This is a genomic window from Chitinophaga agrisoli (assembly GCF_008386695.1).
GTDB classification, from domain to species: Bacteria; Bacteroidota; Bacteroidia; order Chitinophagales; family Chitinophagaceae; genus Chitinophaga; species Chitinophaga agrisoli.
Genome location: NZ_VUOC01000004.1, coordinates 2,609,657 through 2,634,452, shown reverse-complemented (window position 1 = coordinate 2,634,452; position 24,796 = coordinate 2,609,657). Strand labels below are relative to the sequence as shown.

Sequence of the window (24,796 nt, the reverse complement as noted above, 5' to 3'; positions counted from 1 at the left end):
GCCTATCGGTGGAATAATAATCCAGCCATCTTAGCAAGATTGTCCTGTGTAACAATTGCGATGGTTAGGGACTGTAATAGATCAATTGGAGTAGCGCCGCAATTTAACTCATTGTCACCACATAAAAAAGACAGCATGAAATATCGACTTTACGTGGCTGGCCTAATGACGGTTTAATGGCAAGGGATAATAGTATAGTTTTCATAAAGGCAATATAAACTATTTACACAGTACCCTAAACGCTCCCAGGAGGCGGCCCGTGTTGGTTCCGTCTCCTGGAATTGAGCAATTTATTTAAAGTGCTCAGCCTTGCTTTCTATGATTTGAGAATATCCTGGTGTTTTCCTTCAGGCAGTATCTATACCCTTCAATAAACAGATGTTTTGCTGGCGCGAACTCCTTGTGGATCACGCTCTCCACGAAATGCCGGCAGGACTTCATACTGGGAAGGTCTTTGTAAGGCAGGTTGTGGCCATGCTGGTGGTTCTCCCTGATCCAGCTACGGAGGTGCACTATACGTTCATAGGTGACCTGGTGAGGACTCCAGCGGCTGGCCAGGTCAATAGCGTCATCAATGTGCGTATCGTACGGATGGACCACATATTCTTTTCTACAGATCATCAGCACCCGGCGGCCGTGTTCGTCAAAGGCTGCTTCCTTAACAAATGATGGGTAAAGAAATGCGTTTTCAAGATCAGTTGAGGGATCGGTGTCCGGGGCGTTATCGCCTTTTGTCCGTCGTTTCGGAAGGAAAAGCAATAAGATTGAACATAGCACGCATGCGGCTGCGTAGACGATTGCCATATATCCCTTCCAGTTCATTGCTATTGAGGTTAGTAGTAACATGAGTAATCATTTTGTGTGAAATAAAAAGATCGTATCTGGAAAGCAGGATTTCTGCCGTGACGTTGCAGGTGCTGCCCCAATGGGTGACGTTGGTTTCCAGGCCCAGGTCGTCAAAACAGTATACCCGGGGCATACTGGTATACGGGTAGAAGGAGCTGGTGCTGTACCTGCGGATAATGTCAAACCCGTCCTTGCCGAACTCGAAGCAAATTTGCCTGCAGGAGATGATGATCGGTTTGTAGTCCTCCTGGGTTATCAGGCGCATAAGGTTTATCAGGGAGGTTTTGCCGCAACCTATCCGGCCGGTGAGCAGGATGCCTTTATGCAGGTCTATTCCTTCGATCAGCGCCACCTGTTCGTCCTGCAGGAAGTAGGCCAGGAGCTTTAGGATCACCGGGCGGTCTATGTCCTGCACGGCGAAATGACGGCCGTAAATGTTTTTCCCCTGTTGTTCCAGTGCCTGGAGGAGCTCGTGGTAGTTATAAGGGGTCTTCGTAGCTTTTGTCCTCATTGGCGTGGAGTCGTCCTGGTTTGTTTGCTGTTCGTTTGGTGTCATGGTTGTCTTGTTTTAGAAATTTTTCGTTTAACATCCATTTGTGGCCGGCTGCCTGCCAGTCGGTGATGGGGTTTCCGTTCCCCTGGCGCCAGCCATTAGCCTGGTAGTGGTGGAAAAATTTGCGGGCTTCAACATCCGGGTAGCCAGTATCCTGGAAAAACAGGAGTACCTGGTCCTGGGCCGGAGGTGGGCCAGCCGGCGGCGCGGCGGGCCCCGTTGTCTGTTTGTACCGGTGATTTTCATGCTCAGAATCTTTAATTTTTTCTGCGCGGGAGCGCTTGTTTACACTCTCTCGTTTATTACTGTTTGTTTGTTTATTATTATATAGTCTCAATTTTGAGACTGACCCAGTCTCAAAATTGAGATTGGTATCAGTATCGATTTTGCGACTGGCAGTCTCAATTTTGAGATTGGTGGTAGTATCAATTTTGCGATTGATAGTCGCAATTTTGAGACAGGTGGCAGTATCGATTTTGCAACTGGCAGTCTCAATTCTGAGATTGGTAGCAGTCTCATTTTTGCGACCTGCAGCAGTTGCCTTTTTGAAGGATGGATGGGCGATAATCGGGGGCCTAATAATGGCGTGACTGAATGAGGAAAAGGGCGTTTCCAGGAAGATGCCAGGAAATAATGACAGCTGGGCGGTATTAATTTTTTTTTCTGGTTCACTGTCCAGGTGGCGGATGCTGATCAGGCTAGGTGTTCCGCGCTTTGGTCCTGGCTGGTAAAGGATATACCCAAATGAGTTTAGGTCCTTCAGGCATTGCGTGTAGGTGTTCACAGAACCTATATGGCACAGGTCTATGACTTCTTCGCGCAGGATTGGGAAAGGATTCTGGAAACGGTGCTCGTTCCATATCTGAAAAAGGGACACGTAAAGGCTGATATGGTTAGCGTGTAACCTTTTATCCTGCCGTCCCTGGGCGAAGAAGGCATTCAGATGCCGGATATAGTTCGTGTGTGCCGGCATGCTTAATGGCCCCGTTGTGGTTTGCCCGCAGATTTTTTGTCCTTTTCCATGAGCTTAATGATGTCATCATAGTCATAGAAAATGAGCCCGCCTATTTTGCTATAGGCGATGGTGCCGTTAATGCGCATGTTCTGGAGGGTGCCGGGGGAGATGTTCAACATTTCCCGGACTTCGTAGGATTTGACCCATTTTTTGGCGGTAGGCGCCTTTGTGGAGGTAAATAGTTCGTGGAGTTCCTGTATGAGTTCCCGCTTAAAGAGGGCCAGGTCTTCCCGTGTAATAATCTCTACTGCCATAGTTCCGGTGTTTGGTTATGGCTGCAAAAGAATAGGGATTCAACACGTTAGAACAGTGGCGGGAGGGGTACCGTTACCCCCTTAACTGATTGTAAATGAGATTACATTAAGAAAATAAAATTGTCAAAATGATAGAATAAGGGTCATTTTAAATGAATATTATTCTTTGGATCGGGCAATTAACTGCTGGAGGATGCCGCGGACACTCTCGGAAACGGCGGCGTCTTCGGCGTAAAAATTCTTTCGCAGGCTGCCGGCAGCAATGTTCTTTTGCTGTACGGTGGAAAAGTAGCAGGCGCAAAACTCCAGGAACTCTGTTTTATTCTCATTAAGAATAAAGCCGGCATCCATCGTTAGTTTTAGGAAGTTACCTAATTGGGGGACGGAGAGCTGGGTGGAGATCTTGAAGTTTTTCCAACGGTTGGTTTCTTCGGTGTCTGGATTATCAATTGAGAGCAAGGATAGTTCCTTCAAGCAGTTCATTTCTGCAGCTATCCAATTGTGGAGGTGTTGTTTCAGGCTAATGTCTAAAGGTTGATAGATAAGCCCTGGTTGGATGGCTATCTGATTAATATGCTTTTGCCATTTTATAAGCCATTCGATCTGCTCCCGTAAAGGTAGGCCTTCCATTTCTTTTTTAGCTTCTGCAGTAACGTACTTATAATACTCTGGATGGTTAAAGTTAAATTCCAGGAGGATGTCGTATAGGGTCCGGTTGGGGTCTGGATTTTGGAAAGAACGCGATCTGATTAAGCTGAGTCTATCCACCAGCCTCTTGAGATAAAAAAGGCGATGATATGTAACAGTGGAGGATATATCTTTAGGATGAAAATCAGTAAATGATTCTGAGATGATATCTATTAGCATCGGGTCAACCCCATATCCTGTATATCTCTCGGCTATAGCATATAGCCTGTCCCCATATCGCCCTTTGACAGCGAGCAAATAAGTGAACGGTACTTTGACGTGGATATCAAAATACGTGGAGTAAGACTTTTCAATATTCAAAAGGAGCTGTGACAGGGCATTATAGATAATCTGAATGATGTTCGTTTCTTTAAGAAACCCGGGGGGGCGCGAAATTTCGGTTAGATCATTTATAGTTAGGCGGTTAGTAACTCTGTCCATTAAGAATATTACCTGTTGCATAACGATATTAACCTGTTGTGTTATCTCTTTTGAGTCATCGATATAACACAGGGAGGTTGCAATGGAGTGTAAAATTCGGGGGCCTTCTGCTCTTATTTTCTCAACGGTAGTGAGAGATATGGATATCTTGGTGTGGCCTTTCTTTGCTAATATTTGGTTTATCAGTTTCTCAAAAAAAGATAGTTGGTTCTTCTCCATGGGTTGAATCGTGGATTATGTTAGACATTCATATATGGTTGTGGCAATGGATGATTTTCAATAGTAAAATGAATAGTTGGCACAGGTTATTGGGTTGATTGTATAACCTTATGTGTTATGACTGCAATTAACTGATAAACAGCTCTTTTATCAGTTAATTTGACGTTAACTAAAACGTTTATACGTAAATACGAAGATTAGGTCTGCGTTTTTACGCGGCAGACTGGAATAAAGAGTTAGGTAGTGAGAGCTTAAAGTTTTCTTTTAGTGCCCTCATATCTGCGCTTACTTTGGCAGCCACAATTTTGGCGTATATCTGCGTTGTTTTTATGGACTTGTGGCCTAACATGGCGCTGACGGTTTCAATGGGAACACCATTAGCCAGGGTGACGGTTGTGGCAAATGTATGACGGGCGGTGTGGGTGGTAAGGTTTTTATTGATACCACATATATCCGCTATCTCTTTGAGGTAAGCATTGAATTTTTGATTGCTTTTGATCGGGAGCAGGCAGTTGTTGGCTACGCAGTATGGATGATCCTTATACCGCTGCAGTATTTCCTTGGCAAAGGGCAGGAGTGGAACGTTCTCCCGGCACCAGGTCTTTTGCCGGTTCTTAACAATCCAATCTTCGCCATCAAAGAACTTGCATACGTGGTTGGGCTCCAGCTGTTCCGCATCTTTATAGGCAAAGCCGGTGAGCGTCATAAAGAGATAGGCATCTTTAGCCTCCTGCAGGCGGGGGACTGCCATTTTTTTGTGATAGAGTATGCTTAGTTCAGACATGTCCAGGATGTGGCGGTCAGGGTCTATATAAGGGCACTCAAAATCAGCCAGGGGATTTTCATCCATCCATTTTCTGCGGACAGCGAGTTTGATGAGCTGCTTGGTGTGTTTTATATACTTCATGGCAGTATTGTTGCCCAGGCGCTGGATAGCTGTTAAATAATGATGTAGATCTTCCGCAAATGCGTAGTCTATTTGATGTAATGGATAGTCGGAAGTATTGAATGTGGCTTTCAGAAATTCTTCCAGCTTGGTTTTTGTGGTTTTCCATTTGGTAAGGGTGGCCGGCGCCTTGAGATCCGCTTTGACTTTTTCCTCAAATTGGGTGTTATGGAACTCTACTACCTGCATTAAGGTTTTTTTCTCCCGTTGGATGCCAAAGAAGGCGTTTTTTAACATAGTTGGAGTAACAGCTGGGTGCTGGTCTTTCAAAAGGTTGTAGTGCCTGAGTAACTCCCCTCGTACCTGCAGTATATAATTGTTAATCTCTGTGGCCTCCATGGATTTGCCGGCAAGAGTGCCGGTCTTACGGTCAAATTTTTTCGGGTCAACCTGGTAGCCCAGCGAAAAACCATCCTCTTTTTCTCCGGTAATGGTAATGCGCACATTAATACTAGGGTTTGCCTCTGGCTTCCGGGCGTTTTTCCTTAACCAAAATGAAATTGATAACTCTTGACTTACTTTCATGGCCAAAGTGTTTAGGTTACTGAATGTTTGGTTTCGTTTGGTGTAATTTGATATGGTTTCAGTTCCTTAAACCCAGTGCAGATAAGCTATTCAGGGGAAAAGATGACACAAAAATAGGAGCGGGCTGTGTTACCTTTTGTGTTACCCTTTGGATTGATTTATTGTGGTTTACCTTTTACACGCAAAAACACAAAAGCCGCACAAATCATACGATTTATGCGGCTTTAACTTTGTATCAGTTTCGAGTTGCGGACCGGACGGGACTCGAACCCGCGACCTCCGCCGTGACAGGGCGGCATTCTAACCGACTGAACTACCGATCCTTCCGTTCATTTACGGGACGCAAATATATGTACAATTCCTGCAATTAAACAAATCCAATCCCAGAAAATTTCATCTACCCGCAAAAAATGTATTTTGCAGCATATGTTTACCAAAACCAGAATAGCGCCTACCCCTAGTGGATTCCTTCACCTGGGCAACGTGTTATCTTTCGCCATCACAGCCGCAATAGCCCATCAGCATGGCGCAAAGATACTGCTACGTATAGACGATCTGGATAGAGAACGGGTAGATCCCCGTTATGTGCAGGACATTTTTGACACCCTTCATTTTATGGACATCCCCTGGCATGAAGGCCCAACAGATTATGCCTCCTATGAAAAAGAATATTCCCAGGTACACCGTATGGATATGTACCAGCAAGCATTAACCCAACTAAAAGAAACAGAAAACGTATTCGCCTGCACCTGTTCCAGGGCGCAGATAGCAGCTATCAGCAGGGAAGGGGCATACCCGGGCGCCTGCAGGGACAAGGGAATCCCTCTGGACCGGGAGCAAGTAAACTGGCGTTTAAGAACAGACCAGACAGGCGATATCCCAATTACAACAGTAAACGCCGGCATAGTACAGGCCTCCCTGCCCCCGGAGATGCAATACTTTGTTGTCAGGAAAAAAGACGGCTTCCCAGCCTACCAGCTTACTTCCATATTAGATGATACTTATTTTGGGATAGACTTGGTAGTAAGAGGAGAAGACCTTTGGCCTTCTACCATAGCCCAGTGTTATCTCTCCGGATTGCTGCCGGGTAATACTTTCCGGCAAACTGTCAGCTATCATCACCCCTTGCTAAAGGAAACGGACGATAAGAAATTATCCAAATCCGCTGGCGCTACTTCCATACAGTTCCTGCGGAAAGAAGGGAAAAGCAGAACGGATATTTACACAATGATCGCCCGTGAGCTGGGGCATCTAATGCCCGTAAGCGATTACCTGTCCCTGGCAGCGCTGCTGCCATTGCCGGAATACAAAGGGCAGTGATGTACGCCATCACCACCCTTTGTAGCAATTAATAACTTACACCAACAGCGCCCCGCCATCTATCACCAAGCTATGCCCGGTGCCAAACTGCTGCTGCATCAAATAAATAAAAGCCTGCGCAATATCTTCCGGTTCACCTACACGTTTTACCAGTAACGCTTCGCCTACAGATTTATACATCTGCTCCCGATCCGCTTCCGGTATACCATTCCAAAGATTAGTCCTCACCACATCTGGCAGCACACAGTTTACGCGGATAGGCGCCAGCTCTACCGCCAGGGCACGTACCAACCCTTCCATGGCGCCGCATATACTGGTGGCAATGGCCCAGCCTTTGCGCGGGCGGCGGCTGGCAGTGCCGCTGGTCAGGTTAATGGACCCGCCGGGTCTGATATAAGGTGCGGCATGTTTAACAGCCATCAACGCGCCCCAGTAGCGCAGGTTAAAGAAGTTGCGGGCTTTTTCCATATCCATGTCCTCTATAAATAGGAGGCTCATGTTTTCCCCGGCAGTGTATACCAGGTGGTCAAACGCCCCTATGGTGGTAAAAAGCTGTTGTATGTTAGATTCCTGGTTAAGGTCTGCCACATGGCCTTCTGCATTGGCCGGTAAGGTCTTCAGCGCGTCTTGTATGCGTTGCTGGTTGCTGGAGGCAATAACCACCTGCGCGCCGGCTGCTGCGGCCGCCTTGGCGGTGGCTAGTCCAAAGCCGGAAGTACCGCCTAAAATAACAACTCGTTTTCCTGTCAAAGATGATGTTTCCATATGTTCGTCATTTATTAGTGCAAATGTCCGCCGGCCATATAGCATTGTATTTACCAAATGGTAAAAACCATTTATGACGGGTGGTATTTGAGCAACGGGAGAAATTGCCTATTTTCAAAGAGAACCTAATTCCCACGTTATTATGGAACGTCGCTCCTTTATTAAAAATACCGGTATGCTGGCCGCAGGCTGGAGTCTGGCCAGTAGTACGGCTATGGCTGCGCTGCCGGCGCCCAACGCCAACAAACTACCCAAATGGAAAGGTTTTAACCTGCTCGACTTTTTTACGCCGGTACCGGCGGGATCCAATCCCAACAAGACCACAGAAGAGCATTTCCGCTGGATGCGTGACTGGGGCTTTGATTTTGTGCGCATCCCTATTGCCTATCCCAGTTATCTGCAGTTTGACCGTAGCCGTAACATCACGCCGGAAGAGATATATAAGATAGATGAAGCAGCCGTGGATAAAATAGACGCCCTGGTGGCCATGGCGCACCGCTACAATATGCATGTAAGCCTTAACCTGCACCGTGCGCCGGGGTATTGCATCAATGCCGGTTTCCATGAGCCATATAACCTCTGGACGGACGCCGCCGCGCAGGAGGCCTTTTATTTTCACTGGAATATGTGGGCTAAACGATATAAGCAGGTATCCCGTAAAAAGATCAGTTTTGACCTGGTGAATGAGCCCAGTATGCGGGATGATATGAACGATCAACATTCGCCACTGAAAGCGGTGCCGGGGCCCGTATACCGGAAGGTAGCGCAGGCTGCCGCGGCGGCTATCCGTAAAGAGAACCCGGATCACCTGGTGATCGCAGATGGTAATAATGTAGGCAATACCGTAATAACAGAGATCACGGACCTGGATATTGCGCAAAGCTGCCGGGGCTATTACCCGCATGCGATCTCACATTATAAAGCGCCCTGGGCCAATAAAGACCCGGAGCATCTGCCGGATCCGTTGTGGCCTGGTCAGGTAGGCAACCAGTACCTGAGCCGGGATATGCTGGAGACCTATTATAAACCCTGGATAGCGCTGGCTGCCAACGGCGGCGGGGTGCACTGCGGGGAATGCGGGTGCTGGAATAAAACACCGCATAAGGTGTTTATAGACTGGTTTGGCGATGTGCTGGATATCTTGTCCGGCGGCAACATAGGGTTTGCCATCTGGAACTTTATAGGGGATTTTGGCGTGCTGGACTCCCGCCGTACGGATGTGGCGTATGAGGACTGGTATGGCCATAAGCTGGATAAACAATTCCTGGCGCTGCTGCAAAAACATTGAATATCCTATTTTTGCCTCCATGCAAACAATTACCGTATTGCGCTCCCTGTTACTGAGCGATTTTCCTTCCGGCTCCGCTATCAACTATCATAAGGGTAAACTCTATCTGGTGGGTGATGATGCCAACCGTGTACTGGTGTTGGATGGGAACTACCGGCAAACGGATACCATACAATTGTTTGATCATCCTGAGAAAAGGATCCCCAAGGCCGTGAAGCCGGATTATGAGGCGGCAGCCATCATTGAGGCCGGTGGTCAATCTCAGCTGCTGATCATTGGTTCCGCCTCTCGTAAAGAACGGGAAATAAGCGTGCTTATTCCGCTGCCGGTAAGCGGCAGTGGCTTCCAGGAGCCTAAGGCCTTTTCTACTGCGGCGTTTACGGCGCGTATGCTGCACGCCGGCATCCCCGAAATAAATATAGAAGGGGCTACCGCCATAGGAGACCGGCTGTTATTGGCCAACCGCGGAAACCATACCCACACGCAGAACTACCTGTTGATTACGGCGCAGGATTATTGGGCACGTCAGCAGCATGCGCCGTTACACATCATATCACTGGACCTGGCAGGGATTGCTGACGGCTTCATGGGCGTATCCGGTTTGTGTTACATAGCAGCAAAAGATCTGTTGTTGATCACCCTTACTATGGAGGCTACTACCAATGCCTATGATGATGGCGTGATTGGTGATAGCTATATTATGTGGGTAAGCGATTTTAGCGGCCGCCTGAGCATGCCGTCCCTTAAACCGGATGGCTGGATCAATTTGCCGCAGGCCGATGACCGTTTTAAGGGGCAAAAGATAGAAGGCCTCTGTATGGAACCGTCCGCATGGCCTGAGCTGTTGCTGCACCTGGCGGCAGATAATGACCAGGGGCAAACGTATTTATTCAGTTGCTTACTGCACCTCTGACATGTTTACCAGTTACCCCTTCACTGCTAACATGGCCATTTTCTGCAACATTTTTTGCAATCCTGTGTTTTTCTACGTTATTTAGGGATAGAATAGTATAATACAAGTAGCATCTACCTAAAAGGGACAAATAAAACATTGTGAATGGACCACGTTTTTGAACAGATTTATGAGATGGAAGCCATACAAGGACTCTCAAAGCATGAGCAGTTGGTGAATGGTATCCTTAATGCCATACAGAATAAAACCCTGTCGCAGGGGGATATGCTGCCATCTGTTAATAGCCTGATCAATGAGTTTGGCTTTGCGCGTGAGACCATCTCCAAGGCATATAAAGAGCTGGTGGAGCGGGGCATCGTCGAGTCCCGCAACCGGGTTGGCTTTTTTGTGGCCAATGTGAATGTAAGGCAAAACCTGAAAGTGGCCCTGATCCTGTTTGCTTTTGATACTTTCCAGGAAACGTTCTATAAAACCTTCCGTTCCCGCCTGGGCAAAGAGGTACATATCGATGTTTTCTTTCACCATAGCAATATAGAGGTATTTAACAGCACCGTTACCAGCGTTAGAGGCAAGTATGGTATGTATGTAGTAGCGCCTATGCCGCATGCCCGTACTGCCAGTATACTGCGTTGCCTGCCCATAGATAAGCTGCTGATCGTAGACCGTTACGAGCCGGTGTCTGATGAATGCTCCTATATAGCGCAGGAATTTGAAAAATCGTCTTATAGCGCGTTTGCCACCCTTAGTGATACGATCAAACAATATAAAGGGATGATCTATTATCACCGCCCCGCTGCAGATACCCCTATTGAAATACTACGCGCGTATAAAAAGTTTGTAAAAGACTATAAGATCAAAAGCGAAATAAGATCAGAGTATATACCTGGTACCATAGAGAAGGGTAAGGTATATTTCACGATCAATAATACAGAACTATGGGCCATGCTCAAAGACTGTAAGCTAAAGAAGATAAAACCCGGAAAGGATGTAGGCATCCTTTCGCATAATGATGATATTGTTAAAGAGCTGATCTTTGACGGCATTACTACCTACTCAACAGATTTTAAGCTGATGGCGGAAAAAGCCGCAGACTTTGTGCTGAACCGGCAAAAGATACGTGAGATCATTCCCACATTATTGATCAGAAGGAAATCGCTTTGAAGTTTTACCCCGCTTAACTAATAATAAATTCTCCTTTTCTTATACCAGTTTCGCAACTGCACATTGGACAACGATTGCATGCGGTGTTCTGTGGCTATTCTTTTTTGCTGGTAAAAATAAACATCTATATTTGCTATGAATAGGATAGGGTAGGACAGATTGTCTGATACCTGTACTAGTAAAGGGGTAGAACAGTAGAAAGGCCTTTTGAGCAGTAGGTTGAATAATGAATTTTTAAAGTTCCAACGTTAATGAAGGATATGTATACCGTTATGAAATAACCAGGTTTTCCTTCCAATTTTTTGATCTGAGATTACAGGCGCCGTAGATGTTGCCTGCAGGGATTGTTTTGCCCTTTCTAATCTGAGATTACAGGCGCAGGTAATGCTGCCTGCGGGGATTGCTATGCCCTATACAAATCAACCAAATCACACCCTAATAACTGCGAATAATATGATCGGTAAATTTACTTGTTTCATTTTCTTACTATTGGCAGGAAGCGCCGTTTTTGCGCAAACGCCTGCCAGGGTAACCATCACCGGTACGGTATCGGATACCACCGGCAGGATACTGGAGGGCGCTACGGTGGCGGCTATTGGAAAAGGCACGCTGGGCACCGCCACAGACCGTAATGGTAAGTTCATCCTGGAAGTGCCGGTAGGCACGGAGATGGTAGTTACCTTTATTGGTTTTGTAGAGCAGCGCTTTACAGTATCCGCCTCCCGGAAAGAGTATAACGTCCGGCTAAAGGATGTGACCCGCTCGGTAGATGAAGTGGTGGTAACCGCTTTTGGCCGTAAACAACGCAAGGAGGCGATTGTAGGCTCCGTTACCAGCGTAGACCCGGGGTCGCTTAAGATCCCGGCCAGTAACCTTACCAATGCGATGGCCGGCCAGATATCCGGCGTGATCGCTTTTCAAAGGGCCGGGCAGCCAGGGGCAGATAATGCCCAGTTCTTTATCCGGGGTGTTACCACGCTGGGGTATAGCGCCAGTCCGCTGATACTGGTGGATAATGTGGAGCTGACCGCTAATGACCTGGCCCGTTTGCAGGTGGATGATATCGCCAGCTTCTCTATCCTCAAAGATGCCAGCGCCGCGGCCTTATACGGCGCCAGGGGCGCTAATGGCGTAATACTTGTTACCACCAAGGAAGGCCGGCCGGGTAAGGCAAAAGTGAATGTACGCCTGGAGAATGCCATCTCTACGCCTACCCGGAGCCTGAAGCTGGCAGACCCGGTAACCTATATGAAAGGGTATAATGAAGCCCTGGGCAATCCTTTCTATACGCCTAACGAGATCATTGGCACACAGGCTACCTGGAACAAGGAACCAGGCAATAATCCCAATGTATACCCGGCGGTGGATTGGATGAAGACGCTTTTCAAAGACCAGACATCTACCCGGCGCGCCAACTTCAGCGTACAGGGCGGATCTGATGTGACCAAGTACTACATTGCCGGTTCCTACTCCCGCGATAATGGCATTCTGCAGGTAAACCCGGTGAACAGCTTTAATACCGGGATGAAGTTTGAGAACTATCAGTTGCGCTCTAACGTTAATGTAAAACTGACCAAAACCACGGAAGCCATTGTACGCCTGTGGGGCAACTTTAATGAATACACCGGGCCTATCACCACTAACCAGTCCGGCGTAGCTACAGATCTTTATTATAAGGCGCTGCATACCAGCCCGGTGGCTTTTCCGGCATATTATGCGCCGGATAGCGCCAATGCGCTTGCCAACCATATCCTGTTTGGGAACAGCACCCGCCTTACCGGCAGTTTGCAGGATAATCCCTATGCGGACCTGATGAGCGGTTATAAAAACTTTTCAGAGTCCCGGTTATCTGCCCAGTTTGAGCTGAACCAGGACTTTAATTTCATTACGCCGGGATTAAAGTTCCATGGTATCTTCAGCACCAACCGCTACTCTTATTTTGAGCTTACCCGCGCTTATTCGCCCTTCTTTTATGAGAAAGATACCTATGATCCGCAAACGAATAAATATACGCTGAATTGGTTGAATGATCAGCCGGGCCAGGCACAGGAATTCCTGAACTATAAAGAAGGGGATAAGAATATTTACAGCTTTATTTATCTGCAGGGGGCGCTGGATTATAACCGCAGCTTTGGCGATCATAATGTAAGCGCCTCGCTGGTGAGCACCCGCCAGCAAACGTTGTATGGTAATGCGGGCAGCCTGCTGAAATCATTGCCTTACCGGAATATGGGTTTCTCCGGCCGGCTTACCTATTCCTTTGCTTCCAGGTATTACCTGGAAGGGAACTTTGGTTATAATGGCTCCGAGCGTTTTGCACCGCAGCATCGCTGGGGTTTCTTTCCCACGATCGGTGGTGGCTGGGTGGCATCTAATGAGCATTTCTGGAAAGGCGGTGTCGCTAAATTCATAGACCGTTTAAAGGTCAGGGGCAGTTATGGCCTGGTGGGTAATGACAATATTGGCAACCAGCGTTTCTTTTACCTGAGCAACGTTATTCCACGGGATGAAAAGAATGGACCGCGGGCTACATTCGGCACCAATAATAATGTAACTATGTATGGTACTACCATACTGGCTTATCCTAATCCGGATGTTACCTGGGAAACCGCCCGTAAGAGTAACCTGGCAGTAGAAATGACCGTGCTGGGCAACCTGAACATCACTGCGGAGATCTATCACGAATACCGGTATAACATCCTTATAAAACGCGGATTTATACCCGTGACGGCAGGTATAGAAACGGTGAAGGTAGATGATAACAGCGCTGCGGATAACCTGCAGGCTAACCTGGGAGAGGCCTATTCCAAAGGCTTAGACCTGCATATGGATTATAAACAGAACATCAGCAATAACCTGTGGATCTCCGGAATGGCTAACCTTACGGTAACATCCAACAAGGTAGGTTATACAGAGGAGCCGGAATACAAATATGATTACCGTTTTGCTACCGGCAAGCCCATTAACCAGCGGTTTGGTTATATCGCGGAAAGGTTGTTTGTGGATGATAAGGAGGCGGCTAATTCGCCCGCACAGCTGTTTGGTAACGCACCCGCTTTTGGAGGTGATATCAAATACCGGGATGTGAACGGCGATGGGGTCATTAACCAGGACGACCAGGTGCCTATTGGTTTGCCTACAACGCCGCAGATCATTTATGGCTTTGGCATCTCTATGGGGTATAAGAATTTTGACCTGAGCATGTTCTTCCAGGGCTTGGCCAGGGAATCGTTCTTTATCCGCCCGGACTCCATTGCGCCTTTTGTGTCTAATACGGTAGGCAGCTCCCAGCTGATGCAGAGTATTGCAGACAGTCACTGGTCTGATGAGAACCAGAACCTATACGCCTTCTGGCCCCGCTACAGCACCTCCCATGTAGCCAATAATGAACAGCAAAGCACCTGGTGGCTGCGTGATGGCAGTTTTATGCGCCTTAAATCTGTAGAGCTGGGCTATACGTTACCCAAAGCCTGGATCAGGCGGCTGTACATTTCTAATGCGCGCTTTTATTGCAGCGGCCTGAACCTGCTCACCTTCAGCCATTTTAAATTATGGGACCCGGAACAGGCGGAGAATGGTTTCTCCTATCCCATACAGAAGGTGTTTAACGTGGGTGTAAATATCAATTTCTAAGTATTAAACCAAGAATAATGAACAAATTCCCGAAAGCCTGGTGGACGGTGATATTGGCGCTCTGCATGGCATCCTGTAAAAAATACTTAGATGTAACGCCGGATAATGTGGCCACTATTAATAGCTCATTTGCCAATGCCAATGAAACGCAGGCTTATCTGTTTGGCTGTTATAACGCGGTGCAGGGCCTGGCGGATGTGAAACGGAATGCCGGATTTACTACTTCCGGCGAAGTGATCTGGCCTACTGATCTATCCGATCTGACTACGCTTGGCGGCGATGCCAGCGGCCCCTCCGGATTTGATGTGATGCGCGGCCTGCAGAACAGCCCTAATCCATTACTTAATTACTGGGATGGTTATAACCAGGGGCTTAACCTCTGGCAGGCCATCCGCCGGTGTAATACTTTTTTGGAGAACGTAAATACGCCCAGGGATGTACCGGATTTTCAGAAGAAGAGATGGGTGGCGGAAGCCAAATTCCTGAAAGCATATTATCATTACTGGCTTATCAGGATGTATGGCCCTATCCCTATTGCAGATGTGGCCCTGCCGGTGAATACGCCCTCTGATGAGGCCAGGCTTAAACAACAAAGCGTTGATTCCTGCTTTAACTACGTAGTGCGCCTGATCGATGAAGCCACGGCAGACCTCCCGCCGCTGATCCAAAATATGGGCGCGGAAGCCGGCCGTATTACCAGCACCATTGCGCTGGCCGTAAAGGCAGAAGTGCTGACTACACAAGCCAGCCCTTTGTTTAATGGTAACCCGGACTATGCGTCCTTTAAGGGCAAGGATGGCAAGCCGTTGTTTGCTGCCAATGCAGATGCCGGCAAATGGCAGCGCGCCATGCTGGCCTGTAAGGCTGCTATAGACGCTGCAACAGCTACCGGCGCGGCTTTATATGAACTACGGTCCACCAGCGGTATCGTGCACATGACAGATAGCACCCGGCAGTTGCTTGCCATCCAGGGCGCCATTACAGATAGCTGGAATACAGAGCAGATCTGGACGCTGAACCCGCAGTTTGGCTGGCAGTATATGGCGGCGCCTAGGGTGTCGCCTGCATCTGCAGCTAACGTATTTGCTGTATATTCTAATTTCTCTGTACCGCTGGCGGAGTCAGAGTTATTTTATACCAACCATGGCGTGCCTATTAATGAAGATAAGACCTGGGATTATGCCGGCCGTTATAACTTAAAACAGGGCGATGATACGCATACCTTCTATATTAAAAAGGGATATACTACTGTTGCCGGTAACTTTTACCGTGAGCCCCGTTATTACGCAGATGTGGCATTTGATGGCGGCGTCTGGTTCGGCTCCGGCGAAACAGATGATAATAAGGCTTTTTCCGTAAATATGGTGAATGGCTTTGCGGCCTATCAGCCTTTACGATATAACGTCACCGGCTATTTTGCCAAAAAGCTGGTGCCCTGGCAAACGGCATTTGGCAGCCCTACGGTACAGTATAATTACTCCTGGCCTTTTATACGATTAACCGGTCTGTGGTTATTGTACGCGGAATGCCTGAACGAAGTGAATGGCCCTGCCCAGGAAGTCTATAGCTATATAGATAAGGTAAGGGAACGCGCCGGTTTGCCTGGCGTGGTGGCTGCCTGGTCGCAGTATTCGCGTAACCCTGCCAAATTCTCCGGCAAAGATGGCCTGCGGCAGATCATTCACCAGGAAAGAAGGATAGAACTGGCCTTTGAAGGCCAGGCAGGATGGGACCTGAGACGATGGAAAGAACTGCAGGCTGTTTTAACGGCGCCGTTCCAGGGATGGAACTACCGCCAGAGCACGCCGCAGGGATACTATCAACTTAATAATGTGTATGTGCCGCTGTTTAGTATCCGGGATTATCTGTTCCCTATCCAGGATTATGATATGCTCACCAATCCCAACCTGGTGCAAACGCCTTATTGGTAATGGACGCCCGCTTGACAACCATTTTTGATCAACACTAATTTGCTCATATGAATGCTATATATAAAAGATACTGGCTGTTACTGCCGGCAATACTATTGCTGGTAATACAGCTGGCCTGTAAGAAAACAGACGGGTATAACGAGGTGATCTCTACGGATAAGACCAAACCCTCGCCGGTTACGAATATAAAAGTGACCAACTTCAGCGGGGGCGCTTATATCAGTTATTCCCTGCCGGATTCAAAGAACCTGCTGTATGTGCAGGCGGAGTATAAGATCAATGATACCCGGAGCCGGCAATCAAAGACCTCTTTTTATTCCGATACCATTATGGTAAGCGGCTTTGCCAAAAGCCAGGATTATGAAGTAACGCTGTATACGGTTACGCGTGCGGATGTGAAATCGGACCCGGTGACCGTAAAAGTGCACCCGGATACGCCGGCTTACCTGCTGGCCAAACCTACCGTGGTATTGACCAACGATTTTGGCGGCGTGAACATCAGCGTGCAGAATAAAGCCCATGCAGATATTGGCGTGATCCTTATTGCGCCGGATAAAAGCACGCGGAAACTGGAGATCGTGAACCAGCACTATACCAACCAGGAAGCCATCTCTTATAGCCTGCGGGGATACGACACCATTCCCACACAGTTTGGCGTATACATTACGGATAGCTGGGATAACCGCTCAGATACGGTATATGCTACCATTAAACCTTTATACGAGGTGCAGATGGATAAATCAAAATTTCAGCCCTATACGCTGCCCAGCGATGTAGGTACGGATTTTCAATGGTATCTGCCTTATCTGTGGGATAATAAAACAGGCGCGCCCGGTTTTCATACGCCTTATGGGAACTTCCTGCCCAAATGGATGAGTTTTGACATGGGGCAGGCAGCCCGTTTAAGCCGTTATACCATATGGTACAGGGGCGTAGAAGGTAGCGCCGCTTATCTCTGGGGCGCAGGTGCGCCACAAACCTGGGTGCTTTGGGGCCGTGCGGACCAGCCGGTGGATGAAAACATGCCGGATACTACCGGGCTGCCGCCTGTAGGACAACCCACCGCCAATGGATGGATCAATATGGGGGTATTTCATCTGCCCGCGAAACCTTCCGGCCTGCCGTTCCCACAGTATACCGGAGATGACCTGGCCTACTGGAACGGCGGTTTCAACTTCAATTTCGCATTAACGGTACCCAAGGTCCGTTACCTGCGCTTTGAATGCGTGACCAATGCATCTGGCACCAACGATTTCTTTAACATAATGGAAATAAGCTTGTATGGGGATACCCGCTGATGCGTGCAGGTTATTAAACAATTTAAAAATTGAACCATGAGAATAAAATATATCCATATAAAAGGGCTGTGTATGCTGGCAATAGTGCTGCTTTTCCTGGCATGCAGCAAAAAGGCTACGGACTACCGGGACCTGCTGGGCGATAAGGAGATCCAGTATCCGGGCGCAGTATCCAATGTAACGGTATTACCCGGTAAGGGCCGGCTGATGCTGATGTGGCAGCCCAGCCCGGACCCCAGTGTAACCCGTTATGTGGTATACTGGAATAACAGTGCGGATTCCGTGACTATTAGTGCGGATAAACATCAACCTACGGATACGGTTAAAAGTATTATTACGGGTTTAAATGAGTATACCTATACTTTCTTTATTTATTCCTATGATGCGGAGGGTAACAAATCAGTGGTAAAGGAAGTAGATAATGCGCATGTGTATGGATCCATTTACCAGAATAGCCTGCACAACCGCCTGCCGGATGCTGCCACGCCTTTTAAGGTAAATGATGATGGTTCTGCGGTGCTGTACTTTACCACACCGGATACCATTAATACCACTACGGATATCCACTATACCAATGCTGGCGGCATAGCTTCGGTAATATCGTTACAGGCAGATGCGGCGTTTGTGACTTTGCCCAGTTATAAACCAGGCGGGGTTATCTCGTATCAGTCCGCATATCTGCCGGTAATGGGATCCCTGGATACTTTCTATACCGTGCAGCCGGATACTTTCCCCAATATATTCAAACTGGTGGAGTGTGATAAAGGCCTGTTCCAGGAAGCGGACCTGCCGCATGATATGGGGCTGCTGCAGTCGGATACCCGGGTGAGTAAACTATGGGATGGCAGCGTAGGGCCGCAAGGTTATCCTAACATCTATCATAACAATAGTAGTGGTACCCCGGGTACCTTTAGCTTTGATCTGGGTAAATTATATAATAACCTGGGGGTAATTGAAGAAACAGGCCGGAACTGTTGTCATAACCCGGCGGAGTTTGAAGTATGGGGCATTGCAGATAATACGGATGCAGCCCCTGATCTGAATGCCAATGATCCTAATTTCAAATCCGCTATGCAGGCAAAAGGCTGGACCTTATTGACCACGGCGGTGAGGGGCGATGATGGCAATGCCCCCATGAAATTCAATTTTATGGATAATCCGCCGCCGGTAAGGTATATCCGTATACGGGTGTTGCGTACGGTGGATAATTCGAATGATATTAACCTGAGCGAGTTAAGCTTCTGGAATAAAGAATAAGCGCCCCAAGCATAATAGTGAAGTAAAAGAAGGGAAGTGCGTCTGCGCTTCCTTTTTTATTTAACCGCCTGGTAACAGTATTTAACTGTAAAGAAATCTCGTATTTGATTATTTTACATCCCCATAAACCCATGACCCTGCCGGCTATATGAACCCTGGTCTGGCAACACCCAATAGACAAAACCTAAACAGATATGACAACAGCAGAGTACACAGCACAGTTTTCTGAAGAGGACGCCGTAGGTTGGCTGTCCATCGATGCCGCCCTGGACAAAGTATACGGTCAAACAGAGCCCCGGCATTATGGCCCCCTTTGCGGCCTGCACTTTGCAGCAGGCGGCACTGATCCTATTGATGGCGCCAGTATCTATGATTCCAATAAACAGGAGTTCCACCGCCATATCATCAGTTATGGTATGTCTGATCTGTATTATAATGCGGAAAAAGCAGGCGGTGAATTCAGCAAATGGGGATTTGAATTCACTTTCCGTCTTAAACCTTTTGCGGGCGATGAGGGCGATCCGCTGTGGGTCGTGAATATGATGAATAACCTGGCCAGATATGTGTTTAGCAGCAGCAGGTGGTTTGAGGAAAACCAATTCCTCGTGGCAAAGGGCCCTATCCGCCTTGAGACGGATACGGCGATCACCGGCCTGGTGTTTGCGCTGGACCCTGAGCTGGGTAAAATAGCCACCCCGCATGGCGAAGTATCTTTCCTGCAGATGGTAGGCATTACGGAGCAAGAGCTGGCACGGCTACAGGAAAGTCCGTCAATGGAGGCGGTGGAAGCGCTGATCAATGAGATGAAGGGGACCAATCCGTTACTGATAACAGATTTAAATAGAAAGTAATATATTTACTGTTGCCTTATACATGACAATACTGGTATCACTATACGAAACCTTACAGCAACGCAAACGTCCGGAGGATGTGGCGGATATGGTCATGGAACTGTTGCAGCCGCATTTAACCCCGCAGGAACTGAAGGTGCTGGATAAAGCTGCCGCCGGTTCGCTGAAGCGTGGCGTGCATGGGTATACTTCCATGGCGGAAATGTTTATGACGGCCGTAGGGGCGGAGAAACAGGTGAAGGCGGCCATTCCCATCTTTAAGCTGGAGGACATTGATCCTGCTATTTACAATAGCTATGCGAATATTGAGGCGTTTATCAACCAGGTATCGCCGCTTATTCAAAAAGCGGTAGGCGGCAATAACTTCAAAGCAGATCGTCTTAATAAAGCCCAGCGGAAAGAAAGGGGGATGGACCTCTCCAAGCGTAATTACAACAAGAAATGGCGGCTGTTAAAACGGCTGGAGGAAAAGCTGCTCACTTTTGCCCGGGAAACGCGGAAACACGAATTTGAGCGGGTGGCCAAACATGGGCTTTTCCATCAGCTGGATCTGGACACGTTTGCAGCAGACCTGGACACTGCCTGTTTTATTGCATATTATACCTCCAGGTGTAATATGAGAAGCGAGTTTACTATACAGGGGCAACAGCGTGCTTTTGATGAGATCTGTGAGATGTTGCTAAACCGCTGTAAAAGATCCGGCAAGGCTGGCTGGTGGGCTATTGCCCATGGTTATGCTAGCCAGGAGGTACTGGCGCAGCTGTCTGATGAGCAGAAAGGCATGCTTTTAGGTAAGTGGACCCTTGCGCTGCAGGATATTGCGGCCATGCTGGAAGATGTGTGGAGCTATAGTAATATCAACCGGGATACCATGGTCGTAAAGGCCGGCAATGATTCATCTACCTGGAATAATACTGCCGGGGCCTGGAACAAGGCAAGGGATCATTGGATGCATCTTATCTATGCACTGGGTATGGAAGATATGCTGGACAAGCTCTGTTTTGGAAAAGTGTTGCGGTTGATGGCGGCAGACGTGGTAGCCTGGCATTATCTCACCGGTGGTAAGCTGGACCCTAATACCGGCGTGTGGAACAAGCTGCCATTGCCCTGGGAGGTATTTAACGGCCGGGCCGCCTGCAACAGGCAGATGGTGGCAACGGCCTGCCAGGATGCAGGAATGGACGCCGAAAAATCCGGCTGGCTGGCGCCGCGTTTGCATGGCGTGGCAGCATTCCGGCCCACGCCGCAGCTGGTGCATGGCGTAACAGTTTCTAACCCGTTCCTGGCAACGGTATTAAAAAAACATGGATATTTTTCCGGAAAGCAGGTAACACCACTTTCCCCTGAAAATAATTAGATGGGTAACTTTCGTTGGTAGAATACCCGGCTCTTACCGGGAGGACGCAGGTTCGATCCCTGCACCCATCTATGTTCTGGTATGGCCCAGTGGTAGTGCACCCGGCTCTTGGACCGGGCGGACGCAGGTTCGAGCCCTGCTGCCAGAACACGATATAAAACGCAAAGCCGGTCCGTTACTGGACCGGCTTCGTTACTACACAGCATTGCGGACAATGTGCATGAAAGGCCTCGTATATAAGCGGATAAAGGCTTTTTCTTTATTAGTTCATGGTATGCCTTCTCTCGAACAGTACCACTTGTTGCTTCCACTCTTCGAGCATACAAAAGTTCCTGTCCTGCAGGCTCCGTACCTGTGCAGTCAGGCTCACCAGCTCCTGTAAATTATCTGTCTCTTCTACGGTTAGGATCAGTTTGGCAAAGCGGCGCTTACCAGCCACGCACTCTTTCAGGTAAATGGCCATCACCTCAGTGCTCTGCAGGAACTCCCGCACTACATCCTGTACCTGCTGTATATGTAATACGCTCACAATATTGCAGGGATCATCCTCATTTTCATCCGGCACTACAGACAGCTGCACGGCAATACGTTCCTGTACATTATGCTGATACACTGCCAGCAGGCGGTGATAGGTATCCATGGTTTCCAGCAGCTGGCGGTGAATGGCAGAAGACCTTTTCAGGGAGCGGAACCGCTCCTCCAGCTGCCGGCTGCTGAGCTGCAGTTTAAAAAGCAGCTCACCCGTAACGGGGATATCTTTTTGCTGTAATTTCCTGAGTAATTTTTGCGCCTGTACGTCATTGAACTCATACTCCCGGCTGTAGTGGTCCAGCACATTTGGCATATGGTCCTCGCGGGTATAATTTTTATAGATAAAACCACTGTATTGTTCCAGCGCCTTAAACGGGTAGAAGGTAAAACCTTCGCAGAATCTTCTCTGTAAATCCGGATAATTGAATAACGGGATCATAGCGATTATTTTATGACACAAAATTTCGAATAAAATCCGCTCGTAGCAATGACGGTCATCAGTATTTAATTGATCGTCATCAGCGCCAAAAAAAATGCCCCGGCAGGAGTGCCAGGGCAGTTGTCTCTAACGCGTGATCAGTTAAACCCGTTTTCAGAAATGATTTCTATTCGTCTTTGTAAAGGTAGGCCGCTACAGATCCGCCCGCAATGACCACCGTCACCCATATTATGATTCTAGTCACCAGTAAACCTTCTATAGCTGAAATGGATAAATTCCTTATATTTATGGGGATGACCAATCACCCTCAAGATGTATGAAAACAGTAATATGATAAAGATTAACAATTGCTGAGGCGGGTGGGGCTAAAAACAAACAACGTTCGTTCCACGTGCCGGTTACACAAGACCAGATCCCATAACAGAAATATCCTATAACTAATAGTTTTCCCTTGAAAAAGATCCTGCTGATCGAAGACAACAATGAGATCCGAGACAATGTTGTAGAAATGCTGGAGCTCGCCCGGTATTCCGTTTTAACCGCTACCAATGGCATGGAAGGGGTGGAGCTGGCTATTGCGCAGTCGCCGGACCTCATTATCTGTGATATTATGATGCCGGTGCTGGATGGCTACGGCGTATTAAATATGCTGCATAAAAATAAAACCCTCCAGGAGATACCCTTTATTTTCCTGACTGCCAAGGCGGAAAAAGCGGAGATACGGAAAGGGATGGAAATGGGGGCGGATGATTACATCACTAAACCTTTTGATACTACGGAGCTGTTAAATGCCGTGGAAACGCGGTTAAGGAAGGCTGCCTCTATTAAAGCAGACCTGCCGGCAGATATTAACGGGCTGGATATACTGATGACCGCCGTTATGAACAAGGATATCCAGGAGATCATCCGCCGCAACCACAATATCCATAAATACAAAAAGAAGCAGGAGATCTATATGGAGGGCCATCCGCCTGCCTGCCTCTTCTATATCCTGAAAGGGAAGGTGCGCACTTTTAAGCGTAATGAAGGCGGTAAGGAGTTGGTGATCGGTTTATACCGGGAAGGCGATTTCCTGGGGTATACGGCGCTGTTGGAACAAAGCGTTTACAACGAAAACGCGGAGGCGCTGGATGATACGGAGCTGGCTATTATCCCCCGGGAAGATTTTGAGGCCCTTTTATTTAATAACCCCGGCGTTATCCATAAATTCATACAGCTGCTTTGTAAACATGTAACGGAGAAAGAGGAACAGCTGCTGGATATTGCCTATAACTCCCTCCGTAAAAAAGTATCGCAGGCCTTACTGTTGCTGTATAAGAAATACAATCCTTCTTACAATGAACATTACAGTATTGATATGAGCCGGGACGGGCTGGCTGCGCTAACCGGGGTGGCCAAGGAGTCATTGATCCGCACCCTGGGCGATTTCCGGGAAGAGAAGCTGATCAGCATCCGCGAAGGACAGATCTTTGTCACCGACCGGAAACGCCTGGAGGTTATTGCCAATTAACGGCCCATGCCTTTGTTAGCTCCGGGTTGCTGAGTACCACGGGTATGTCCATGGGGCTGCCCTGCCGGAGTACGGTCACTGTTAAACTTTCGCCGGGGCCATGCAGCTGCATGGTTTCATAAAACGCAGCTACATTATCGATGGCGCGGCCGTTGATCTTTACGATCACGTCCTTTATCCTTATATGCGCCTGCATGGCGGCGCCGGTCATGCGCAGGCTTTCTACATAGGCGCCGGGTCTGCCGGGGATATCTTCCAGGGAAACGCCCATAGCGCCGCGTGTGGTACTGCCATGCAGCAGCAGATCCCTGTACACTTTCTTTACCACCTCTACCGGGATAGAGAATGAGTGCCCGCTGTATAAGCCGGTAGTGCTCACAATGCCGGTATTAATACCCACCAGTTTACCGTTCATATCTACCAATGCGCCGCCGCTGCTGCCGTCGTTGGTAGCGGCGTCTGTTTGCAGGAAGGAAGTGACATGCTCTTTCTGGTTGCCGGTTTGTATGCCCCTGGACTTAGCGCTGATAATACCTGCGGTGACAGTAGAGGTAAGCTGGAGCGGGTTACCGATGGCCAGTACCCAATCCCCCGTCATCAAGGAATCTGAATTACCCATGGCTACAAAGGGAAGGCGCTCTTCATCTATCTTCAAAAGGGCGAGGTCTGTCACGGAATCTACTCCCACTACCAGGGCCGGGTAAGAGCGCCGGTCGCGCAACACTACTTCAACCGCGATAGTGCTCATCACCACATGATAGTTAGTAATAATATAGCCATTGCTGCTTAGCAGCACGCCAGAGCCGCTGCCATCGGTCATACCCTGTACAGGCGCACCGTCAAAGGAGGCCTGCTCGTAGGCAAAGGGGCGGTAGGATTTGATATGCACCACGCCTGGCGTTGCCTGGCTGGCGGCATAGCGGAAATTAGCTGAGGCAGCGGTTTTTATAGCTGGTTCCTGGTTGCCGGAAACATTGCTCCCCTGGGCTGCACAAGTGTTGATAATGGCCTGTGCCAGGAGGAAGGCGGAGATGGTAATTAAGTTTTTCATGGATA

At 48.3% G+C, this 24,796-nt stretch carries 20 protein-coding genes and 3 tRNA genes; 13 read left to right on the top strand and 10 right to left on the bottom strand.

The genetic code is table 11. The features are described from left to right. Positions 1-303 precede the first annotated feature (303 nt). From F0L74_RS29540 to F0L74_RS29510, 7 genes are all read right to left on the bottom strand, one after another. A complete protein-coding gene (locus F0L74_RS29540) occupies positions 304-621 on the bottom strand; it encodes a hypothetical protein (RefSeq protein ID WP_149841485.1) in 318 nt (105 codons plus the stop codon). A 100-nt stretch (positions 622-721) separates the two neighbouring features. Then, positions 722-1,402: an ATP-binding protein gene (locus F0L74_RS29535; protein ID WP_213087103.1), complete on the bottom strand. Its 681-nt coding sequence runs from the start codon at positions 1,400-1,402 to the stop codon at positions 722-724. Next, positions 1,326-2,372 (bottom strand): hypothetical protein, encoded by a 1,047-nt coding sequence (locus tag F0L74_RS29530; protein ID WP_149841484.1) that lies wholly within the window; start codon positions 2,370-2,372, stop codon positions 1,326-1,328. Before F0L74_RS29530 ends, F0L74_RS29535 begins: the two co-directional genes overlap by 77 nt. Before the next feature lie 2 nt (positions 2,373-2,374). Continuing rightward, complete coding sequence (locus F0L74_RS29525) at positions 2,375-2,668, bottom strand: helix-turn-helix domain-containing protein (protein WP_149841483.1); 294 nt, start codon at positions 2,666-2,668, stop codon at positions 2,375-2,377. 159 nt (positions 2,669-2,827) lie between these two features. Then, positions 2,828-4,015, bottom strand: a complete 1,188-nt coding sequence (locus tag F0L74_RS29520; RefSeq protein WP_149841482.1) for a hypothetical protein — start codon at positions 4,013-4,015, stop codon at positions 2,828-2,830. Between the two features lie 211 nt (positions 4,016-4,226). Continuing rightward, the gene (locus F0L74_RS29515) at positions 4,227-5,486 is read right to left on the bottom strand and encodes a site-specific integrase (RefSeq protein WP_149841481.1); all 1,260 of its coding nucleotides are present in this window, start codon (positions 5,484-5,486) and stop codon (positions 4,227-4,229) included. 249 nt (positions 5,487-5,735) lie between these two features. Further along, positions 5,736-5,809, bottom strand: a tRNA-Asp gene (locus F0L74_RS29510). A gap of 103 nt (positions 5,810-5,912) precedes the next feature. Here F0L74_RS29510 and F0L74_RS29505 point away from each other — a divergent pair. Further along, positions 5,913-6,806, top strand: coding sequence for a glutamate--tRNA ligase family protein (locus F0L74_RS29505; RefSeq protein WP_149841480.1), 894 nt, complete (start codon positions 5,913-5,915; stop codon positions 6,804-6,806). A 36-nt stretch (positions 6,807-6,842) separates the two neighbouring features. Here the strand turns inward: F0L74_RS29505 and F0L74_RS29500 are convergent, their stop codons facing one another. Then, positions 6,843-7,571, bottom strand: coding sequence for an SDR family oxidoreductase (locus F0L74_RS29500; RefSeq protein WP_149841479.1), 729 nt, complete (start codon positions 7,569-7,571; stop codon positions 6,843-6,845). Between the two features lie 142 nt (positions 7,572-7,713). Between F0L74_RS29500 and F0L74_RS29495 the strand changes: the two genes are divergently transcribed. From F0L74_RS29495 to F0L74_RS29445, 11 genes are all read left to right on the top strand, one after another. After that, entirely contained in the window at positions 7,714-8,859 is a 1,146-nt protein-coding gene (locus F0L74_RS29495; RefSeq protein ID WP_149841478.1) for a glycoside hydrolase family 5 protein, read from the top strand. A 19-nt stretch (positions 8,860-8,878) separates the two neighbouring features. After that, a complete protein-coding gene (locus tag F0L74_RS29490) occupies positions 8,879-9,772 on the top strand; it encodes a DUF6929 family protein (RefSeq protein ID WP_149841477.1) in 894 nt (297 codons plus the stop codon). A gap of 144 nt (positions 9,773-9,916) precedes the next feature. Then, on the top strand, positions 9,917-10,933 hold the full coding sequence (locus F0L74_RS29485; RefSeq protein WP_149841476.1) for a GntR family transcriptional regulator: 1,017 nt from the start codon (positions 9,917-9,919) through the stop codon (positions 10,931-10,933). A gap of 453 nt (positions 10,934-11,386) precedes the next feature. Continuing rightward, entirely contained in the window at positions 11,387-14,566 is a 3,180-nt protein-coding gene (locus tag F0L74_RS29480) for a SusC/RagA family TonB-linked outer membrane protein (RefSeq protein ID WP_149841475.1), read from the top strand. Between the two features lie 17 nt (positions 14,567-14,583). Further along, positions 14,584-16,497 carry a RagB/SusD family nutrient uptake outer membrane protein gene (locus F0L74_RS29475; protein WP_149841474.1) on the top strand — a complete coding sequence of 638 codons (1,914 nt, stop codon included), beginning with the start codon at positions 14,584-14,586 and terminating at the stop codon, positions 16,495-16,497. A 47-nt stretch (positions 16,498-16,544) separates the two neighbouring features. Next, positions 16,545-17,795 (top strand): DUF4959 domain-containing protein, encoded by a 1,251-nt coding sequence (locus F0L74_RS29470; RefSeq protein ID WP_149841473.1) that lies wholly within the window; start codon positions 16,545-16,547, stop codon positions 17,793-17,795. Positions 17,796-17,831: 36 nt separating this feature from the next. Then, complete coding sequence (locus F0L74_RS29465) at positions 17,832-19,052, top strand: DUF4998 domain-containing protein (RefSeq protein ID WP_149841472.1); 1,221 nt, start codon at positions 17,832-17,834, stop codon at positions 19,050-19,052. Between the two features lie 194 nt (positions 19,053-19,246). Continuing rightward, positions 19,247-19,903, top strand: a complete 657-nt coding sequence (locus F0L74_RS29460) for a suppressor of fused domain protein (RefSeq protein WP_149841471.1) — start codon at positions 19,247-19,249, stop codon at positions 19,901-19,903. Between the two features lie 22 nt (positions 19,904-19,925). Beyond that, the gene (locus F0L74_RS29455) at positions 19,926-21,260 is read left to right on the top strand and encodes a hypothetical protein (protein ID WP_149841470.1); all 1,335 of its coding nucleotides are present in this window, start codon (positions 19,926-19,928) and stop codon (positions 21,258-21,260) included. Then, a tRNA-OTHER gene (locus F0L74_RS29450) sits at positions 21,259-21,332 on the top strand. Before F0L74_RS29455 ends, F0L74_RS29450 begins: the two co-directional genes overlap by 2 nt. 3 nt (positions 21,333-21,335) lie before the next feature. Then, positions 21,336-21,408, top strand: a tRNA-Lys gene (locus F0L74_RS29445). 114 nt (positions 21,409-21,522) lie between these two features. Here F0L74_RS29445 and F0L74_RS29440 read toward each other — a convergent pair. After that, the gene (locus F0L74_RS29440; protein ID WP_149841469.1) at positions 21,523-22,230 is read right to left on the bottom strand and encodes a hypothetical protein; all 708 of its coding nucleotides are present in this window, start codon (positions 22,228-22,230) and stop codon (positions 21,523-21,525) included. A gap of 451 nt (positions 22,231-22,681) precedes the next feature. Here F0L74_RS29440 and F0L74_RS29435 point away from each other — a divergent pair, with 451 nt between their 5' ends. Continuing rightward, positions 22,682-23,740: a response regulator gene (locus tag F0L74_RS29435; protein ID WP_149841468.1), complete on the top strand. Its 1,059-nt coding sequence runs from the start codon at positions 22,682-22,684 to the stop codon at positions 23,738-23,740. On the opposite strand, the gene F0L74_RS29430 is transcribed toward F0L74_RS29435, so the two are convergent. Continuing rightward, entirely contained in the window at positions 23,727-24,791 is a 1,065-nt protein-coding gene (locus tag F0L74_RS29430; RefSeq protein WP_149841467.1) for a S1C family serine protease, read from the bottom strand. The two genes, F0L74_RS29435 and F0L74_RS29430, sit on opposite strands and share 14 nt — an antisense overlap. Positions 24,792-24,796 lie beyond the last annotated feature (5 nt).

Excerpts from the sequence above, each read along its gene's own strand:
- F0L74_RS29540 (WP_149841485.1), bottom strand. The coding sequence starts at position 621 with ATGATCTGTAGAAAAGAATATGTGGTCCATCCGTACGATACGCACATT.
- F0L74_RS29535 (WP_213087103.1), bottom strand. The coding sequence starts at position 1,402 with ATGACACCAAACGAACAGCAAACAAACCAGGACGACTCCACGCCAATG.
- F0L74_RS29530 (WP_149841484.1), bottom strand. The coding sequence starts at position 2,372 with ATGCCGGCACACACGAACTATATCCGGCATCTGAATGCCTTCTTCGCC.
- F0L74_RS29525 (WP_149841483.1), bottom strand. The coding sequence starts at position 2,668 with ATGGCAGTAGAGATTATTACACGGGAAGACCTGGCCCTCTTTAAGCGG.
- F0L74_RS29520 (WP_149841482.1), bottom strand. The coding sequence starts at position 4,015 with ATGGAGAAGAACCAACTATCTTTTTTTGAGAAACTGATAAACCAAATA.
- F0L74_RS29515 (WP_149841481.1), bottom strand. The coding sequence starts at position 5,486 with ATGAAAGTAAGTCAAGAGTTATCAATTTCATTTTGGTTAAGGAAAAAC.
- F0L74_RS29505 (WP_149841480.1), top strand. The coding sequence starts at position 5,913 with ATGTTTACCAAAACCAGAATAGCGCCTACCCCTAGTGGATTCCTTCAC.
- F0L74_RS29500 (WP_149841479.1), bottom strand. The coding sequence starts at position 7,571 with ATGGAAACATCATCTTTGACAGGAAAACGAGTTGTTATTTTAGGCGGT.
- F0L74_RS29495 (WP_149841478.1), top strand. The coding sequence starts at position 7,714 with ATGGAACGTCGCTCCTTTATTAAAAATACCGGTATGCTGGCCGCAGGC.
- F0L74_RS29490 (WP_149841477.1), top strand. The coding sequence starts at position 8,879 with ATGCAAACAATTACCGTATTGCGCTCCCTGTTACTGAGCGATTTTCCT.
- F0L74_RS29485 (WP_149841476.1), top strand. The coding sequence starts at position 9,917 with ATGGACCACGTTTTTGAACAGATTTATGAGATGGAAGCCATACAAGGA.
- F0L74_RS29480 (WP_149841475.1), top strand. The coding sequence starts at position 11,387 with ATGATCGGTAAATTTACTTGTTTCATTTTCTTACTATTGGCAGGAAGC.
- F0L74_RS29475 (WP_149841474.1), top strand. The coding sequence starts at position 14,584 with ATGAACAAATTCCCGAAAGCCTGGTGGACGGTGATATTGGCGCTCTGC.
- F0L74_RS29470 (WP_149841473.1), top strand. The coding sequence starts at position 16,545 with ATGAATGCTATATATAAAAGATACTGGCTGTTACTGCCGGCAATACTA.
- F0L74_RS29465 (WP_149841472.1), top strand. The coding sequence starts at position 17,832 with ATGAGAATAAAATATATCCATATAAAAGGGCTGTGTATGCTGGCAATA.
- F0L74_RS29460 (WP_149841471.1), top strand. The coding sequence starts at position 19,247 with ATGACAACAGCAGAGTACACAGCACAGTTTTCTGAAGAGGACGCCGTA.
- F0L74_RS29455 (WP_149841470.1), top strand. The coding sequence starts at position 19,926 with ATGACAATACTGGTATCACTATACGAAACCTTACAGCAACGCAAACGT.
- F0L74_RS29440 (WP_149841469.1), bottom strand. The coding sequence starts at position 22,230 with ATGATCCCGTTATTCAATTATCCGGATTTACAGAGAAGATTCTGCGAA.
- F0L74_RS29430 (WP_149841467.1), bottom strand. The coding sequence starts at position 24,791 with ATGAAAAACTTAATTACCATCTCCGCCTTCCTCCTGGCACAGGCCATT.